Raw genomic sequence first — 16,558 nt, forward strand, 5'->3', positions numbered from 1 at the left:
AAAAGGCAGCAGCACAAACAAAAACATTAGCCCGACCGTGTCATATCCCCGTTTTTTGACAATGCCGCTGCGTCTCAGGAGCGACCGGAATTTCAGTTCCCTGAATGCTGAATTGATTTCAGAATCCATGGAAATGCTGGTGTTTTGAATTTGTTTTTGCATTGAGAGGGAAAATGTTTTACTTGTATTCATAGCGGCTCTTTCTTGTGTGTTATTAGGTGTTTGGCGATGTCTAATATTACACAATTAAGGCCGCTTTTCAAGTATTTTTTATATTATTTCAAATGGTTATATCTGTCCCCCTCCCATATTTCTTGTGCGAAACTTGAGTAAGAATCAAGGCCATAACGGCCTCCGTCCACATTTTTGTTGACAAGGGCGTCCGCGTCCCGTATTTTTTGTCCGAACGATTAAATATTCCATTCTGTGCGTCCGCCTTTTTTTTGCGCCCCAAAAACTGGTTGGACGTCCAGCCAGATTTCTGGAGGTGAAATGAACCAGCCCAAGGGAAACGCCAAAATCCAAAAAATCCTGGAAGCAGCCAGAGTCATCTTAGCTGAAGAAGGATACACAGCAGCGACCATCAGCCAAATAGCCGCCAAGGCGGAAGTCAGCAGAGGGCTGCTCCATTATCATTTTAAAAGCAAGGAAGATCTGCTTGTGCAGGTTTTCCGCCATAATATGGAAGATATTCTGGAGGCCACCAACAATATTTTCAGCAATGCGGAAAACCTTTCAGATCTTGCCGCAGGCCTGACTCAGGCCTTGCAGTTTATCTTGGAGTCGGACCCCTATTATTTTACTTTGTTTATGGAGAGTTGGACCTTGGTCCGCCAGGGGCCGGAGGCCATGACGCTTCTTAGGGAGTTTCATGCAAGGTTCAGGCAGGCCATCCACGACGGGTTGGAAGGCATGGCGCAAAAGGGGGCGATTCAGCCTGCGAAAAACCTTGAGGGAATGGCTGCCGTCCTCACCGCCATCGTGGATGGGATCAGCCTGCAGATGACTATTGAACCTGTGTTGAGCAAGGATAATTCCATATGGGGTGCGGTTCGCTCGGCCATTGTCCTGCTGGCCGGGCAAGAATGTGAATCTTAACAAGAGCGAGTGAAATCAAACTTTGGGGGAACGGTTTATGGAGGCGGCGAAACTTGAGGGCAAGGCTGGAAACAAAAAGGAAGAGTATACCGGAACGCCTGGGGATTTTTGGAGGATGCACGGCTGGAGGCGGCCGCTGCATTTTCTTCACGCAGTGATTTACTACGGAGATACCAGGCGCTACGTGCATGTTTTGACGGTGGTTCTCACGTATGTCATGGAGCGATCTCCCAAGTTTTTAAATAACAGCGCTGCCTACAAATGGCTCCTTAACTGGCTTCCCAGAAGGTATCACGGCAAGGTGCTGACGTGCGAGCACGCCGCCCAAATTCTTACCCTGAACCAAGACGTCCACGTGCAGCCGGATCAGGCCAAACGGGTTTTGACCTACGACATGGTCAACCAAATCGTTCTGAAGAATCCCAACTCTGTGGCGGTTGGAGATTGCGCATGCAGGGTGCGGCGGGAAAATCCATGCACGCCTTACCATGTATGCATGTTTGTGGGGGAGCCCTTCGCCACTTACGCGGTGCAGCACGGCAAAGAAAAGCTGAACATTCACTACGTCACCCAGGAGGAGGCCCTTGCTGTTTTGCAGCAGGCGCATGAAGCCGGATACGTGCACAACGCTTTTTTTAAGGACGCGGCCGGAGACCGCCTGTTCGCCATATGCAATTGCTGTTTGTGCTGCTGCGGGGGCATGCAGGCGCAGAGCTGGCTTCGGGATTTTTTCCAGGGCGACAACCCGGAGCTGAAATTGCTGGAATCCTCCGGATACGTTGCGGCTCATGATCCTGATAAGTGCCTGGGGTGCGGCCAGTGCGTGGAGGCGTGCGGGTTTCTGGCGGTAAAAATGAAGGACGGGCGGCCTGTGGTGGAGTCGGACAGATGCCTTGGGTGCGGCATTTGCGTGGACAAATGCCCGTCAGGAGCCATTCTCCTGGAGAGGGATTATTCCAAGCCGGAGCCTTTGGATCTATCGGCGCTGGAAACCATATAGGGAAAAAACTAGGAGGGGTGCATGAAAACGATAGAGACCGATGTGGTTATAGCGGGTTCCGGACCTGGAGGCGCCACCGTGGCGCGGGAGCTTTCTTTGGCGGGGAAAAACGTGGTCATTCTGGAACGAGGCGCTCATCATAAGGTTCGAGGAAACGTGGCCGGGCCGTTCTCAATGGTTGAGAAAATGGGCTTTACCTGGTCCAGGGAAGGCCTGAACATGCTTCGAGCCCTAACCACCGGGGGCAGTTCCATGCTCTTTTGCGGGGCGGCCATTCCAGCGCCGACCTGGCTGCTTGAAAAGTATGGCGTCGACCTGACGCCTTTCATGGAGGAGGCGGAAAAAGAGATCGGAATAGCCGCTTTTCCTGACAGCCATATCGGCCCCGGCGCCCGCGCCCTTATGGCTGCCGCCCATGCCCTGGACATTCCGTGGGAGCCCATGAAAAAATTCATCCGGCATGACTTGTGCGATGTTTCCTGCCCAGTATGCATGTACGGATGCAGGAAAAAAGCCAAATGGACGGCCAGGGATTATGTGGAGGAAGCGGTCAAAAACGGGGCGCAGTTGATTAACAAGGCCCGGGTTGACAGGATTATGGAAAAAAATGGCCAGGCGGCCGGAGTCCTTGCTCAAACCCCGGAAGGGGAATTGGCCGTACGAGCCAAAGCGGTGGTGATCGCCGGCGGTGGGCTTGGAACTCCGGTCGTCCTGCAGCGCTCGGGGATCGAAAATGCAGGGCAAGGACTGTTTGCAGATCCGCTGGTCATTACCTACGGAGTGTATAGCGGCCCGGAAATGGACATGCGTAAGGAAATTCCCATGTGCTGCGGCAATCTGGATAATTCGCACGACGGCATCATCATAGGCGATCTTATGGACCCTCTGCCTACCTTTTTGCTTCAAATGATGTACAAGGGAATCAGCCATATTCCCAAATCGTTGTCCCACTCCAAAATGCTGGGTGTCATGATTAAAATTCGGGACGAAATATCGGGCCGCATCTATCCTGACGAAACTTTTTCCAAACCCTTAACCCCTGCGGATCAGCAAAAAATCGACAGGGGTATACAGGTTTCGCGCAAGATACTGGCCCAAGCAGGCTGCAAGCCGGAAACCATCGTTTCCACGCCGGTCAGGGCCGCCCATCCAGGAGGAACCGCGCCTATCGGGCAGGTGGTGGACAGGGATTTGGAAACCCGTATTACGAATTGTTTTGTATGCGACGCCAGCGTATTTCCCGAGCCTTGCGGCCTACCTCCGGTATGGAGTTTAATCGGGTTTGGGAAGCGCTTAGCGCAAACCCGCTTGATTGATGCAATTTAGGGGGTAAAAACACAATGCTTTTGGATTTCAGTAATTATTCAAGCAAAGGCGTCAAAACTGACATAACTTCTTTGTTTACACCCGGAAAGTCAGGACTTAACTTGTAATTTATTCGATCTTGTGGTAATTGCTTCTCATCCATCCTATCACCTTAGAAAACTCGATGAGCAGCCATGGACCACGCCACTTTAAAGACGCTGATAACCTCTTATAATGCTGATCCTGGGCCCCAAAGCCTTTTAATGGCTATTGTCAGAGCTTGCCTGGAATTGGAGGAATACCAAACCGGCCTGGAATTTTTGGCAAACAAGGACGCCGCCCTTGCGCAATTGTCGCCTGAAGACCAGGCGGACGCAGCCAGATTGTGCCTTCGGGGCGAGGCGCCGGAGTTGGCCTTATCCGTCTGCCTGGACGCAGACCCCCGCTGCCTGATTTTACGCGCCAGGGCGCTGCTTGAATTAAACCGGCAAAAGGAGGCCCGGGATCTTTACGCAAGCGCTTTAGAAAAGAACTCCGCCCTGGAAGACCTGCATTTTGAGGCTTTGTTAGAGGCTAAGGTAGTGGAACAAGCCTCTGGGCCCAACGGCAAGGTTGCCCATCTGCGCGTCATAGCAAATGGCGCCAGGGATGACTCCGAGTTGAACCGATTGTTGACCCCCTTGGAGCCGACCGTCACTTTTAGTGATGTAGGCGGCCTGGAGGACATTAAACGGCAAATTTGCCGAAAAATCATTCTGCCTTTTCAAAAACCGACCATCTTTCAAAAATTCCGGAAAAAAGCCGGAGGCGGCATATTGCTCTACGGCCCGCCGGGGTGCGGTAAAACCCTGTTGGCCAGAGCAACGGCCGGGGAATGCCAGGCCGCCTTCTTTAGTGTGACGATTGCGGACATTTTGCACATGTATGCCGGGGAATCGGAACGGAAGCTCAACGCCATCTTTGAAAACGCTCGGCTGGAGGCGCCTTCGGTCATATTCTTTGACGAGTTGGAGGCGATAGGAGGCAAAAGGAGGTTTAACTGCGAAAGAACATCCTCCAAATTGGTCAGCCAGTTTTTGTACGAGCTTGACGGTTACTCTCAAAATAATCAGGGATTGCTTATCATAGGCGCTACCAACGCGCCCTGGGCTGTTGATCCCGCCTTTTGCAGGCCAGGCCGCCTCGACAGGGTATTTGTCCCTCCTCCTGACAGGGAAGCCAGGGAGCGCATTATAGAAATCCACCTTAAGGACCGCCCCGCCGCCGACTGCGTCAGCCCCAAAGATTTAGCAAAGGCTACTAGGGGTTTTTCAGGCGCTGATCTGTGCAGTTTGGTGGAAACCGCGTGCGACTGGGCCATTGACGCCTCTTTAACATCCGGGGAGGAAACGCCTCTAACCGGCGAGTTTTTCGAGACTGCCATGAAGAAGGTAAAGCCGACGACCATGGAGTGGCTTACCACTGCCGGAAATTACGCCGGATACGTCAATGAATCCGGCCAGTACAATGACGTCCTGGAATTTTTAACGAAGTACGGAAAGTAACCCTGCTCTCACCACTCGGAACGAACCCTTACCATGGCTCAAAACAATGAGAAATCCGCATATTAGCGTTATTTTTGCTTTATTTCTCTATTTTGGCGCATCAGGTGCACTTTTTAAATGGCCCCCTCAATAAAAAAAATCCGCCAGGTAAAGTTAAAAGCAGACTTTTAAGGCAGGTCACGCAACAAACGCTTTATTTCAGTGATTGCCTCTTCGGGATTCTCAACTAGAACAAACATTCCGGTTTTTGCCATGTTCGCCACAACCGGGCCTGGGTCCCAGCCCATGCAGATGACAGGGCGCTGGCTTTTCATGGCCAGGGCGATTTCAGAAAGAGTGCCAGCGGCGCCAGGACAGGCCACCACCACTTGGGAGGACAGGACGTTGATGTAATTTCTGGCCGCGTTCATGCCCGTAAGGATCGGTATATCAATATATTGGGAAGTCTGGGAGGCGTCCGTGTCAGGCAGCACGCCGATGGTGAGTCCTCCGGCATCTTTGGCGCCTTTGGCGGAAGCGTCCATGACCCCGGCGGCCCGGCCGCCGTTTAAAAGCGCCCAGCCTTCCCGGGCGATGAGTTTGCCCAGTTTATAGGCCTGGGCTTCGCTGTTATCCGTTACACTTCCCCCGCCCATCACGCCGATAACTATCATGGTTTGACCCCATCAATAGCAAAAAGGCAGGGCATCCTAAACGGAAGCCCTGCCTTGATATCAATTCTGCATCCTTGGAGTTTTACCAGCCCAGCTTAAGGTAATCTTCCATGGAGTTGGCTGCGGCGCGGCCTGCGCCCATGGCCATGATGACCGTAGCCATACCGGTGACGATGTCGCCGCCGGCCCACACGCCCTTCATGGTGGTTTTGCCCGTGTTGGGATCTGCCACGATGTAGCCCCGTTTGTTCAGTTCCAGGGCCGGGGTGGTGGAGGTGAGCAGCGGGTTTGCGCCGGCGCCCACGGAGATGACTGCCAGGTCGCATTCCAGATCGAATTCAGAGCCTTCGATGGGCACAGGGCGGCGGCGTCCGGAAGCGTCGGGTTCGCCCAGTTCCATTTTCTTGCAGTGCATAGTGGTCAAGCGGCCGTCATCCGTGCCGGAGAATCCCAGAGGCGCCGTCAGGAGGAAGAGCTCTATGCCTTCCTCTTGCGCATGGTGGATTTCCTCGCCGCGGGCGGGCATTTCTTCGCGGGAGCGGCGATACACGATCTTGACGGTTTCCGCGCCCAGGCGCATGGCCGTGCGGGCGGAGTCCATGGCCACGTTTCCGGCGCCGATGACGACCACGTTCTTGCCGATGACGATAGGCGTATCGTATTCGGGGAAGAGGTAAGCCTTCATGAGGTTGGAACGGGTCAGGTACTCGTTGGCCGAGTATACGCCGATGAGGTTTTCGCCGGGAATGCCCAGGAAGTAGGGCAGGCCGGCGCCGACGGCCACGTAAATAGCGTCGAAGCCTTCTTCGAACAATTCTTCCAGGGACTTGATGGCGCCCATCACCTGGTTGCACTCAAACTTGACGCCCAGGCGTTCCATGTAATTGATTTCCGCAAACAGGATTTCCTTGGGCAGACGGAACTCGGGAATGCCGTACAGAAGCACGCCGCCAGGCTTATGGAAAGCCTCGAACACGGTGACGTCGTGTCCGTTAAGGATCAGGTCGCCGGCCACGGTGAGCCCGGAGGGGCCGGAGCCGATAACGGCCACTTTTTTGCCGGTGGCAGGTTTCTTCTCGGGAATCTTGACAGCGCCGTTTTTGCGCTCCCAATCCGCCAAAAAGCGTTCCAGGCGGCCGATAGCAACGGGTTCGTCCTTTTTACCCAAGATGCACTTGGACTCGCATTGCACTTCCTGGGGGCAAACGCGGCCGCATACTGCGGGCAGTGCGTTGGTTTCCTTGATTTTTGCGATGCCGGCGGCGAAGTCGCCCTTGGCAATCTGCTTGATGAATCCGGGGATATCGATGCCCACGGGGCAGCCCTGACGGCAACCGGGATTCTTACATTGAATGCACCTGGAAGCCTCCAGCATGGCTGTTTCTTCTGAGTAGCCGAAAGGAACTTCTTCGAAATTTCTTGCCCGAACTTTAGGGTCCTGCTCGGGCATGGGCTGCCTGGGGACCTTTTCTTTTTTTTCTGCCATTATAACACCCTCTCTTTTGAGCCGATGGGTTTAGTAAATTCGTTTTTGCCTGGATGCAACAAAACCTATTCCTTGCAGGAGCAGTTGCAAGACGCCGTGAAGCGGTCCATGGAGACCTTTTCCTCAGCCATGTAGCCTGCGAGCCTCTGGGAGAGACCGTCGAAGTCCACTTTGTGGCCGTCAAACTCGGGGCCATCCACACAAGCGAACTTGGTGTCTCCGCCCACGGAAACGCGGCAGCAGCCGCACATGCCGGTGCCGTCCACCATAATGGCGTTCAGGCTGACCAGGGTAGGCACGTCATATTGCTTGGTCACGGAGCACACGAACTTCATCATGGGCACGGGGCCGATGCCGACGACCAGGTCGACTTTCTCGCTCTCCAGCCTTTTCTTCAAAAGGTCCGTTCCAAAACCATGGTAACCGCAGGACCCGTCGTCCGTGCATACTTCAAATTCGGTGGAAGCGGCCTTCATTTCATCTTCCATGATCAGCAGCTCTTTGTTGCGAGCGCCAATGATGCCGATGACCTTGTTGCCCATCTCCTTGAAACCACGGGTGATGGGATGAAGCACGGCCACGCCGGTGCCGCCGCCGATGCATACCACGGTGCCTATATTGTCAATATGGGTGGGCTTGCCCAACGGTCCGGCGATATCCATGAAAGCGTCCCCGACCTGCAGGGTCTTCATCAGAGAGGTGGTTTTGCCGACAATCTGATAAATCAGGGTGATGGTTCCCCTTTCAGGGTCGGTGTTGGCCATGGTCAGGGGAATTCTTTCCCCTGTCTCATTGACGCGCAGAATCACAAACTGGCCGGGTTTGGCTTTTTTTGCAATTTGCGGGGCCTCGATAACGTTTTCGACCACAGTTCCCTGGGCCATTTCCCGTCTTGATAAAATTTTAAACATCGAAAACCTCCGGATAGGGGGTTCCCGGGCTTGCCATGTATTCACTTGACGCCTTATTTGAAACAAAAGGCATGGTTTTGAAACAAAAAACCGGGTGTTTAGGCAACTTACCGCGGAACCGAAAGTTATATTATGCGCCAAGTGAAACATTTCCTTGGCGGAGAACCAAAACAGCCCACATGACCTATAGGCCGTGCGGGCATGCTTTAGAAACCTTATTGAGACAACAAGGTAATAAACAGAATTTAGTCTGACTAACTAGACCATTCCCTTGAATCCCATGAAAGCCAAAGCCAGCACACCTGCTGCGATAAGGCCGATGGATGTATCCTGCAGGGGTTTGGGCACCCTGGCGAGGATAATGCGCTCCCTGACGCCTGCGAACAGGACCAGGGCCAGACCAAAACCGGCGGCGTATGCAAAAGAGGAAACCAGGGTTTCCAGGAAACCGTAGCCCTCTTTCATATTGATGATGCAGACGCCGAACACAGCGCAGTTCGTGGTGATCAGGGGCAGGAAGATGCCCAGACCGGCGTAGAGGCCGGGGATGCTCTTTTTAAGGAACATTTCCACAAACTGAACCAGGGATGCAATAACCAGAATAAACGCAATGGTTTGCAGATATTGCAGGTTGAATTTTTCCAGCACGAAATATTGGACAATCCAAGTGATGGCGCCCGCCATGACCAGAACAAAAATAACCGCCATGGCCATACCCAGTGCCGTCTCCAGTTTTTTGGAGGTTCCCAGGAAGGGGCAGTTGCCCAAAAACTGCGCCAGAAGGATGTTGTTGACAAAGATGCAACTAATAATAAGGACTATAATATCTTCCATTGTTATATCTCCTGCGGCTCCCGCCGCTGCGGCTTAAATCCTCGCCTATTTGCTGGGCACCAGGTTCATAAGGCAAAGCATCAATCCCAGGCCGATAAACGCGCCGGGGGCCTGCACCATAAAGGAAAAAGGCGTGTACCAGTCAGCAGAAAGAATGGTCAGGGTGGGGCCGAAAGGAACGGTGAAGCAACCGGTTCCGATCACTTCCCTGACTGCGCCCAAGGCGCCCAGAGCCATGGTGAAGCCGAGCCCGATTCCCAAGCCGTCTGCAAGGCTGGGGAGAATGGGATTTTTGTACGCAAATGCCTCGGCGCGCCCCAGGACGATGCAGTTAACAACGATCAGGGGGATGAAGATGCCGAGCATGCCGTAAAGCGGGTAGGTAAAAGCCTGCATGAGCATTTCCACCAGGGTGACGAAGGTGGCGATGACCACGATAAAGCAGGCGATGCGGACTTTAGGCGGAATTACTTTGCGCAGTGCGGAAACCAAGAGGTTGGCGCAGACCAGCACAAAGGTAGTGGCCAGGCCCATGCCCACGCCGTTCTGCACGGTGGTGGTGACGCCCAGAGTGGGACAGAGACCCAACACAAGCCTGAAAGGCGGAATCTCCTGCCATAAGCCCTTGGTAAATTCCTGAGTCAGTGTTTTAGCCATGGTATTGATCTCCTATCCTTATAACGCCTTCACTTTGTCAAGAATTTCAGGCTTAATGGATTTGTAGGTCTCGCCGGCGGAGGTAACCGCAGCGCAGACAGCCCTGGAGGTAACGGTTGCGCCGGAGATGGCGTCGACTGTACCGCCGTCCGCCTTGACGGAGAAAGACTGCAACAAGCCCAAACCTTTAAACTGGTTGGCCAGGTCCGGCTCTTCCTTGGCTCTGGAGCCGAAGCCCGGAGTTTCCGAACTGGTGGTCACGCCGATGGCGACCATTTCGTCGGTGTCCAGGTTGACGGCAACCATAACGCCCACAGGTCCGCCAAAGCCCGTGCCTTTGGATTCAAAAGCAACCGCTTTGGGCTGTCCGTCAAAGATGCCGGGGAATATGGTAACTTCCTTTTCTCCGGCAGGCACCTTAAAACGCTGATCCAACAGGGTGGACAGGTTGTCTGCATCATGAAAAAGGACCTGAAGAGTCGGCCACTGCTCATTATTGAGCACCTGCATTTCAATCAAAGGGTCGGTCTTGACTTTGGCGCCGGCAAGCAGCAAACCCGACACAGCCGCCAAGGCGGTGAGGACAAAGACCATTTTAATCATATCATTCATTTTCCACCACCTTTCCCAACGCCTTGGGCCGGATATTATCCAACAGGGGGTTGAGGACATTCATAAGCAGAAAGGCGAAGATCACGCCGTCTGCATAGTTTCCAATGTTTCTGATCAGTATGGTCAAGACGCCTGCCCCCACCCCGTAAATCACCATGGGAATCAGGTTGATCGGTGTGGAGGAGTCCTCCGCCATAAAGAAGAATGCTGCAATGAGGGTGAAACCCGCCAGTACGTGGAAGGTGGCTCCTGCATATTTACCTTCAGGACCGAAAGCCGAGAACAAGGTTGCTGTGACGATAACGCCCGCCAGGTAGGACAGGCAGAGCTCCCACCGGAGGTAGCCGCGAATAATCAGATAGAGGCCGCCCACAATCAGGCCCAGGCCAAACATGGTTCCGATGGTCCCGCAATGCTGTCCCAAAAGAAGGGCTTTGGTGGAAAACGCAGAGGCGGCGTCCGCTCCCGCGCCGTCCCATATCGCAGACTTAACGGCGACAATGGGATTGGCCATGTTGAAATCGAAAATGTATCCGGGCGCCAGGGAGGCGTCCACATCCAGAAATCCGCCCCAGGACAGTCTTGTAATGGCGTAGCCGAGGATGACGGGATTGAACGGGTTGCCGCCCATTCCGCCCCAAATCACTTTTCCGATCAGGATCGTCACAAAGGTCATGGTGAGGATCACCCACCAGGGAACGACCGGCGGCATGAGCATGCCGAGAAGCAGGCCTGTCAAAGCAGCGTTTCCGTCGCCGATGGTGGGGGGCTGCTTCATGATCCGGTTGAAAATCAGCTCCCATGCCATGGCGGTGGAGACGCACAGGCAGATCACGCTAAGGGCCGCGATGCCGTACTGCAGTATCCCGAAAAACACCGCCGGCAGCGCCGCCAACATCATGTTATAGCTTTTCTTGGATATCCGGTCCCCGTTGTGGCAATGGGGCGCGTAGGATACCACAAATTTTTTATTAGTTTCCATCTATTCCGCCTCCGGGGCCATCCGGCTCAGTTCGAACTTGGCCAGCCCAATGTACTGATAAATGGGTATTCTTGCGGGGCAGACAAAGCTGCAGAACCCGCAATCCACGCAGGAGAGCAGATCGTACTTTTCGGCTGCATCCACGTAGAGTTGGTTTTCGAGAAAGCGCACCAGCATGTTGACAGGCACCTTGGCGGGGCAGACCTTGATGCATTCTCCGCAATTGATGCAAGAAGCGTCTTCGATTTCAGGCAGCTTGGCGCCGTCCTGGACCATGATGGCGTCCGTGTCGGGAAGAACCGGCAGGGAAGTGGAGTAGGTTGCCACGCCGGTCATGGGTCCTCCCAGGATCAGCCTGTCCCCGTCATTAAGCGCAATGCGTTTGACGTCCAGCACGTCCTGGATAGGCGTTCCCACGGGAACCTGGACGTTCAAAGCCTCTCCATCCTTGGCGACAAGAGTCACGATCTTGTTGACGCAGGGCTTGCCGGTCTCGCAGGATTCGCCCAGGGCGGCGACCGCTTCCGCGGAAAGGCAAAGGACGCCCATGTCTTCCAGGGTCTTGCCGGCCGGAACGGTTTTGCCCAGGATGTTGTGCATGACCAGTTTGGGATTGGCGGAAGGATAGGAGGCGCCCACTTCCTTGATGGTGCATTTACAGCCCTGGACGTTGCCGGTCAGACCGGAAGGCACGACCAGGACGATTTCGGAAACGCCCGTGATCTTCTTGAGAGTCTCGATCCCCTTGGCCAGATAAGCGCCCCTGGATTTGACCGCATATTGCACCGCAGTGGTCATCAGGTCCCGATCCATGCCCAGAACCAGGATTGTATTGATGTTGGTTTCCGGGTCCAAAACCGGTTTGAGGCAAAGAGCCCCGGGGCCGTTTTGCAGGTTCGCCGCTACGGCAGCCAAATCCGGGTCAGAGCCCAGGGAGTCCGCCCACTCCTGATTGTCGGCCGCTTCCACGGTGACGGCAATGAAGGCATTGGAATGCGCGTCCGTAAAAGGCTCCAGGGCCGTCACCTTTCCGGCGATAGTTGAAATGGCGTAGTCATCGCTCCCTGCGATGGGCGCCAATGCCTGTCCTGCCTTCACCTCATCACCGACCTTAAGAGCCAAAAGGTCTGTACCCTCAATGGTTCCGGGAACCATGAACGTTGCAGTTTTCGAGGCAGGGACCTTTTTCAGCGGGATTGAAGACAGGTCCGCCAGCGTTGTGTATTCCAACGTTGGTTTAACCAGTCCTAAAAACGATCTTCGTTTCATCGGTGTTACCCTTTTTGGTTTTTACAATATATGCGCAAATGCGTTACTTATTATGGAATTCAGTGTATACCGCCGGCCTATTTTTTATGGCAATCGCCGCAGGCCAGATCCATGCCTATGTCTTCATGGCAACCAATGCATTGATTGTGAAAGGCGTCTTTACGGGCCACGCAAGGATCGCCCTTGGGCATTTTCTTCAGGTGGCAGTCTCCGCATTTTTGCATTTCGGACAGTTCGTCCTCGGCCGTGTGGTGGCAGTCGATGCATGCGACGTCAAAGTCTTCGAAATGCTCGTAATGCCCGAACATAACCTTGCCTTGCCCCCCTCCGAAGTCCAAAAGAATCCTGTTGGGCTCTTCCTGACTGTAGGCTGCATAGCACACCGCTCCCACCAGAAATAACGCAGCCATCAGGCACAAGGCGAGAAGGCGTTCCTTGTTTTTGTCCATTTTTGCTTTTTCCTTTATATCGGCTTCACAAAACAAAAGTGCAGTTGACGGGCGCAATGCCCGATGATTGACGTTGCCGACCTACCATAATGCACTGAACCTTTCAACCATTTTCTTCAGGAAGCGCTTTAAACCCTTGTTTGATAATGCTTTTCATTTGTTCAAAAAATCACAAAAAATAAAAGCTATTTCCCCTGAAAATAGCTGTCTACCGCGTCCGATAGAGCCGAGGCCGCCAAGCCCGCGCAATGGAGAGATTCCTCCGGCAGGCCTCCAAGCGCTTCCAGAATCACCTCCCCGGTGATATCGGTGAGGGCTTCCACGCCCTTTTTCATGGCCAGGTCCGCCGCCATGGAGCCGGAGCTGACGCTGGGCCCGCAACCATCCGTAAAAAAAGAGGAATCGATAACAATTCCGTCTTCAATCTTTAAATAGATCTCCATGGAGTCGCCGCAGGAGCCCCGCACCTTTCCGCTGGCCGTGGCGTCCTCCATGCGGCCGAAACGCTTGGGGTCGCGCCACCGTTCGTAGACTTCCTTGGAGTAATCAGCTTCCGCGTCCTTGTATATTTCCTCCTGGAGCTCGTCAGCCCAGGCGTCCAGTTCATCTTTCATGGAATGGTCCTTATCAGGCGGATTCTTTTTCTTCCCGCAACCGCTGTTTCACGGTTTTTTTGCAAAGTTCCCAGGTCATGCAGGCGGACCGGAACTTGCAATAGCCGGTGGGGTCCGTGCACGACTCGCAATTGTCCAGGCATTCCTGGCAATAACCCACGTTCATTTTCTGGCAAACGACCCGGGCCTCGCGGTCCGGGTGATTTCTGCATTGCACAACTTACTCCTTATCCGCTTTGGCTGCGGCCAGCCCTTCCAGCACTCCGGCCGCCAAGAGCGGAACCATGATTTCATGATGCCCGGTCAGGTGGATTCCCCTTCCCCCTTCCATTGTCGGCCTGTTGACCACGTTGACCGTAGGCCGGTAGTGGCGCATGAAATCCATATTTACGGTGGTGAAGCCCCCGACCTTGGCGCCCAAGTTCCGGGCCAGGGAAAGAGCCTTTAGGAAGACCTCGGGCATAACCACGGCCGAGCCCACGTTCAGAAACACCCCCTGAGAAAGCCCGCTGACCAGGTTGGCGAAGACCAGAAAGTCCCTGTGGGTGGCAGCGCCCGCGGCCTTGGGGTCGAAATCCGGGTGCATATGGATGATATCCGTGCCCATGGCCACGTGGACGGTCATGGGGACGCCTAATCGGGCGCCTGCGGCGAAAATGCTGTCCTGGGCGTATGGCAGAGCGTCTTCCAGGATCGCCTCGCCCACAGCCTGGCCCAGGCCCATTGATTTGGCCTCGGCCGACTTGATGGCCTTGCTTAAAAAATCCGCCGTCTCCCGGGCCATGCCGAACCCGCCGCTGCCCAGGCTTTGATCCACAAACTCCGAGGTTTTTCCCGCCAGGGCGATTTCCGAATCATGGATGATGGCGGCGCCGTTGGTGGAAATGGAGCGGATCACGCCTTTTTCCATGAGATCGATCAGGATGGGATTCAAGCCCACCTTGATGACGTGGGCGCCCATGGCCCACATGACCGGCTTTTGATTGTTCACGGCCTTGACAACGGCCTCTATGACCGCTTTCAGGTCCGATGCGGCCAGGAAGTCGGGCAGGGAATCCAAAAAATTCGAGTACGACCCGCCGGGGCGCCAGGGCTTGCCGAATGCCTCGCGGCTGACCTTGCTTTTCCTGTCCGACAAGGGCGCGGTTTGTATGCCGGAATTGTCGATTATTTCATAAGGCTTAGCCACCGTAATCAGGCCCCCCTCCATCCGGGTATAGGATTTGCTCGGTCAGGCCGCACAGGATGTGGGCGAGGATCAAATGGGTTTCCTGCACCCTTGCCGTGACCTTGGATTTTACGCTGTAGACCAGGTCGTACTTGTCCTCGTGGGCCAAACCGCCCTGCCCCGCTTCCAGCAAGGTGAGCAGCCCCGCTTCCCCGGCGACGTCCAGGGCGGCCAGGACATTGGCCGAGGTTCCGCTTGTGCTGATGCCCCAGGCTATATCGCCGGGCTTGCCCAAAGCCTGCACCTGTTTGGTGAAAACCTGGGCGTAGCTGTAATCGTTGCCGATGCTGGTGAGCACGGAGGTGTCCGTGGTCAGGGCGATGGCCGCCAGGGGGGCGCGCTCCAACTCGAACCGGTTAACGAATTCCGCGGCGATGTGTTGGGAATCCGCAGCCGAGCCGCCGTTGCCGAAAATCAGGATTTTTCCGCCCGCCGTCAGGCATTGGGCCAGCATGGTCGCGCCTTTGACCACCAGGCCCGCGTTTTCGTTAAAAAAAGCAGTTGAAAGAGCCGCGCTTTCCTTGGCTATGTCCAGAACAAGGTTTTTCATGCCGATTCCCGCTTTATTTTGTCCTTGAGGTCTATAACCGATTCCCTGCACGGATACCCTTGCGCCAGGGCCTTTTCGTAATGCCTGACCGCCTTGTGCAGCTCGCCGCGTTTTTCCAGGATGCTCGCCATTCGGTATTGGCAGAGTGCGTTTTCCGGGGCGATTTCTATGCTCTGGGTTGCAAAACTGAGGGCGATTTCCGGATTTTCGCCGATCTGGTCGTAGGCGACTGCCAGGCTGGACAGGGATTCCGCCTCTTCGGGATTGCACTTTACGGCGTTGGCGTAGGCCTTGGCCGCCTCCGATGGATTTCCCATTTCCATGTAGCAATCGCCCAGATACTTATGCCCGGTCCAGGCGTCCTGGTTGGATGCAACGGCCTTGTTCAAACAGTCCAGCGCTTTATCCGTTCGCCCTTTGGAAAGGTAAATCTTGCCTGTTTCCAAAAGCAATTCAAACAGGTCGGGCTCGATTTCCCCGGCTTGCAAAAAAAGATCCAGGGCCTTATCCCGATTACCCATCATGAGATGGCTTACGCCCGTATTATAAACCGGCATGATCTCCGAGGGGTCCAGTTGAGACGCCATGTCAAACCGATCCAGGGCTTTGGGGTAGTCGCCCAGGACGGCGAAGCACACGCCCAGGCTGTTGTGCACGTTCACGGCGCCCGAATCCACCAATAGCGCCCGTTCATACTCCCGGATGGCGCCCTGGACGTCGTTGTCGTGATAGAGCTTGTCGCCGCTTATGTTCAGGCTGACGGAATCAAAAGGCGTAAACACGTCCGGGCCGAAGAATGCCGCATGGTCCAACGCCTTGAGTATGTTGTCAAAAATTTCCGCTTTCTTGAAATCCGCCGTAGGGAAGACGGCCGCGCCTACGGTGACTGTGGTCAGGCCATGATCCCTGACTGCGTCCTGGACGGCCAGGCCGATCTCGCGGCAGTCCCCGTCGCCGCCTTCCGGCAGGCACAGGGCGAAAACGCCGCGACCCAAAAGCCCCCATAAAAAGCCTTTTTCCGCGCAGGCTGTTTCAATGGCCTGGGCCGTGCTTTTCAGTTTTTCCAGTTGGGATTCCTGGGCGTCCTCCCCTTCCGGCGGGTCCAGGGCGTCCACCTTGACGGAAACGGCGCCAAAGGCGTGGAGAGGCTTGACCTGGGCCAGGCAGGCGTCAATAAAGGCCTGACCGGCCTTCAAGTCCGGGAATAGCTCCGCCAATTCCGGCGGCAGGACTTCCCGGGCTTCTTTGACCTCTTCGTGGTCCAGTTGCGGTACAGCCTCGGAAAACAAAAAGGCTTCGGTAAGATGTCGATTTTTACGGTTCCCCAAAAACAAACGCTCCTTTGCCGTCAATTTGTATCAAAGGC

Annotated in this window: 18 protein-coding genes and 1 pseudogene; 4 read left to right on the forward strand and 15 right to left on the reverse strand. The window is 54.8% G+C overall.

Annotated elements, in window-relative coordinates:
- Positions 1-192 (reverse strand): annotated as a pseudogene (locus G491_RS36160) (IS4 family transposase); the annotation flags it as partial.
- A gap of 300 nt (positions 193-492) precedes the next feature.
- Here G491_RS36160 and G491_RS0124155 point away from each other — a divergent pair.
- The 4 genes from G491_RS0124155 (at position 493) to G491_RS0124170 (ending at position 4,947) form a co-directional block, all read left to right on the forward strand.
- A complete protein-coding gene (locus tag G491_RS0124155) occupies positions 493-1,098 on the forward strand; it encodes a TetR/AcrR family transcriptional regulator (RefSeq protein WP_028316378.1) in 606 nt (201 codons plus the stop codon).
- A 37-nt stretch (positions 1,099-1,135) separates the two neighbouring features.
- Positions 1,136-2,098: an ATP-binding protein gene (locus G491_RS32310; protein WP_051327502.1), complete on the forward strand. Its 963-nt coding sequence runs from the start codon at positions 1,136-1,138 to the stop codon at positions 2,096-2,098.
- A 21-nt stretch (positions 2,099-2,119) separates the two neighbouring features.
- Positions 2,120-3,424, forward strand: a complete 1,305-nt coding sequence (locus tag G491_RS0124165) for a GMC family oxidoreductase N-terminal domain-containing protein (protein ID WP_035220034.1) — start codon at positions 2,120-2,122, stop codon at positions 3,422-3,424.
- Positions 3,425-3,666: 242 nt separating this feature from the next.
- Complete coding sequence (locus G491_RS0124170) at positions 3,667-4,947, forward strand: ATP-binding protein (RefSeq protein ID WP_248635512.1); 1,281 nt, start codon at positions 3,667-3,669, stop codon at positions 4,945-4,947.
- 167 nt (positions 4,948-5,114) lie between these two features.
- On the opposite strand, the gene G491_RS0124175 is transcribed toward G491_RS0124170, so the two are convergent.
- From G491_RS0124175 to G491_RS0124240, 14 genes are all read right to left on the reverse strand, one after another.
- Complete coding sequence (locus tag G491_RS0124175; RefSeq protein ID WP_028316381.1) at positions 5,115-5,600, reverse strand: TIGR00725 family protein; 486 nt, start codon at positions 5,598-5,600, stop codon at positions 5,115-5,117.
- A gap of 82 nt (positions 5,601-5,682) precedes the next feature.
- On the reverse strand, positions 5,683-7,086 hold the full coding sequence (gene gltA, locus G491_RS0124180) for an NADPH-dependent glutamate synthase (RefSeq protein ID WP_028316382.1): 1,404 nt from the start codon (positions 7,084-7,086) through the stop codon (positions 5,683-5,685).
- 65 nt (positions 7,087-7,151) lie between these two features.
- Positions 7,152-7,997: a sulfide/dihydroorotate dehydrogenase-like FAD/NAD-binding protein gene (locus tag G491_RS0124185; RefSeq protein WP_015949084.1), complete on the reverse strand. Its 846-nt coding sequence runs from the start codon at positions 7,995-7,997 to the stop codon at positions 7,152-7,154.
- Between the two features lie 258 nt (positions 7,998-8,255).
- Entirely contained in the window at positions 8,256-8,831 is a 576-nt protein-coding gene (locus G491_RS0124190; RefSeq protein ID WP_015949083.1) for an electron transport complex protein RnfA, read from the reverse strand.
- A 45-nt stretch (positions 8,832-8,876) separates the two neighbouring features.
- Positions 8,877-9,488 carry an electron transport complex subunit RsxE gene (gene rsxE, locus G491_RS0124195; protein ID WP_015949082.1) on the reverse strand — a complete coding sequence of 204 codons (612 nt, stop codon included), beginning with the start codon at positions 9,486-9,488 and terminating at the stop codon, positions 8,877-8,879.
- An 18-nt stretch (positions 9,489-9,506) separates the two neighbouring features.
- Positions 9,507-10,100, reverse strand: coding sequence for an RnfABCDGE type electron transport complex subunit G (gene rnfG / locus G491_RS0124200; RefSeq protein WP_015949081.1), 594 nt, complete (start codon positions 10,098-10,100; stop codon positions 9,507-9,509).
- On the reverse strand, positions 10,093-11,082 hold the full coding sequence (locus tag G491_RS0124205) for an RnfABCDGE type electron transport complex subunit D (protein ID WP_028316383.1): 990 nt from the start codon (positions 11,080-11,082) through the stop codon (positions 10,093-10,095). Before G491_RS0124205 ends, rnfG begins: the two co-directional genes overlap by 8 nt.
- On the reverse strand, positions 11,083-12,351 hold the full coding sequence (locus tag G491_RS0124210) for a 4Fe-4S dicluster domain-containing protein (RefSeq protein WP_028316384.1): 1,269 nt from the start codon (positions 12,349-12,351) through the stop codon (positions 11,083-11,085).
- A gap of 77 nt (positions 12,352-12,428) precedes the next feature.
- A complete protein-coding gene (locus tag G491_RS0124215; protein ID WP_015949078.1) occupies positions 12,429-12,800 on the reverse strand; it encodes a cytochrome c3 family protein in 372 nt (123 codons plus the stop codon).
- A 185-nt stretch (positions 12,801-12,985) separates the two neighbouring features.
- Complete coding sequence (locus G491_RS0124220) at positions 12,986-13,414, reverse strand: iron-sulfur cluster assembly scaffold protein (RefSeq protein WP_015949077.1); 429 nt, start codon at positions 13,412-13,414, stop codon at positions 12,986-12,988.
- 13 nt (positions 13,415-13,427) lie between these two features.
- Entirely contained in the window at positions 13,428-13,631 is a 204-nt protein-coding gene (locus G491_RS0124225) for a hypothetical protein (protein ID WP_015949076.1), read from the reverse strand.
- A 3-nt stretch (positions 13,632-13,634) separates the two neighbouring features.
- Positions 13,635-14,603, reverse strand: coding sequence for a GSU2086 family protein (locus tag G491_RS0124230; RefSeq protein ID WP_226992311.1), 969 nt, complete (start codon positions 14,601-14,603; stop codon positions 13,635-13,637).
- A complete protein-coding gene (locus tag G491_RS0124235; protein ID WP_028316386.1) occupies positions 14,596-15,192 on the reverse strand; it encodes a D-sedoheptulose-7-phosphate isomerase in 597 nt (198 codons plus the stop codon). The genes G491_RS0124230 and G491_RS0124235 overlap by 8 nt, the downstream gene beginning before the upstream one ends.
- The gene (locus tag G491_RS0124240; RefSeq protein WP_169829515.1) at positions 15,189-16,520 is read right to left on the reverse strand and encodes a tetratricopeptide repeat protein; all 1,332 of its coding nucleotides are present in this window, start codon (positions 16,518-16,520) and stop codon (positions 15,189-15,191) included. The genes G491_RS0124235 and G491_RS0124240 overlap by 4 nt, the downstream gene beginning before the upstream one ends.
- Positions 16,521-16,558 lie beyond the last annotated feature (38 nt).

This window comes from Desulfatibacillum aliphaticivorans DSM 15576 (genome assembly GCF_000429905.1).
Lineage (GTDB): Bacteria > Desulfobacterota > Desulfobacteria > Desulfobacterales > Desulfatibacillaceae > Desulfatibacillum > Desulfatibacillum aliphaticivorans.

Bases quoted from the DNA above. Each gene is read 5' to 3' on its own strand.
- G491_RS0124155 (WP_028316378.1), top strand. From the start codon at position 493: ATGAACCAGCCCAAGGGAAACGCCAAAATCCAAAAAATCCTGGAAGCA.
- G491_RS32310 (WP_051327502.1), top strand. From the start codon at position 1,136: ATGGAGGCGGCGAAACTTGAGGGCAAGGCTGGAAACAAAAAGGAAGAG.
- G491_RS0124165 (WP_035220034.1), top strand. From the start codon at position 2,120: ATGAAAACGATAGAGACCGATGTGGTTATAGCGGGTTCCGGACCTGGA.
- G491_RS0124170 (WP_248635512.1), top strand. From the start codon at position 3,667: ATGGCTATTGTCAGAGCTTGCCTGGAATTGGAGGAATACCAAACCGGC.
- G491_RS0124175 (WP_028316381.1), bottom strand. From the start codon at position 5,600: ATGATAGTTATCGGCGTGATGGGCGGGGGAAGTGTAACGGATAACAGC.
- gltA (WP_028316382.1), bottom strand. From the start codon at position 7,086: ATGGCAGAAAAAAAAGAAAAGGTCCCCAGGCAGCCCATGCCCGAGCAG.
- G491_RS0124185 (WP_015949084.1), bottom strand. From the start codon at position 7,997: ATGTTTAAAATTTTATCAAGACGGGAAATGGCCCAGGGAACTGTGGTC.
- G491_RS0124190 (WP_015949083.1), bottom strand. From the start codon at position 8,831: ATGGAAGATATTATAGTCCTTATTATTAGTTGCATCTTTGTCAACAAC.
- rsxE (WP_015949082.1), bottom strand. From the start codon at position 9,488: ATGGCTAAAACACTGACTCAGGAATTTACCAAGGGCTTATGGCAGGAG.
- rnfG (WP_015949081.1), bottom strand. From the start codon at position 10,100: ATGAATGATATGATTAAAATGGTCTTTGTCCTCACCGCCTTGGCGGCT.
- G491_RS0124205 (WP_028316383.1), bottom strand. From the start codon at position 11,082: ATGGAAACTAATAAAAAATTTGTGGTATCCTACGCGCCCCATTGCCAC.
- G491_RS0124210 (WP_028316384.1), bottom strand. From the start codon at position 12,351: ATGAAACGAAGATCGTTTTTAGGACTGGTTAAACCAACGTTGGAATAC.
- G491_RS0124215 (WP_015949078.1), bottom strand. From the start codon at position 12,800: ATGGACAAAAACAAGGAACGCCTTCTCGCCTTGTGCCTGATGGCTGCG.
- G491_RS0124220 (WP_015949077.1), bottom strand. From the start codon at position 13,414: ATGAAAGATGAACTGGACGCCTGGGCTGACGAGCTCCAGGAGGAAATA.
- G491_RS0124235 (WP_028316386.1), bottom strand. From the start codon at position 15,192: ATGAAAAACCTTGTTCTGGACATAGCCAAGGAAAGCGCGGCTCTTTCA.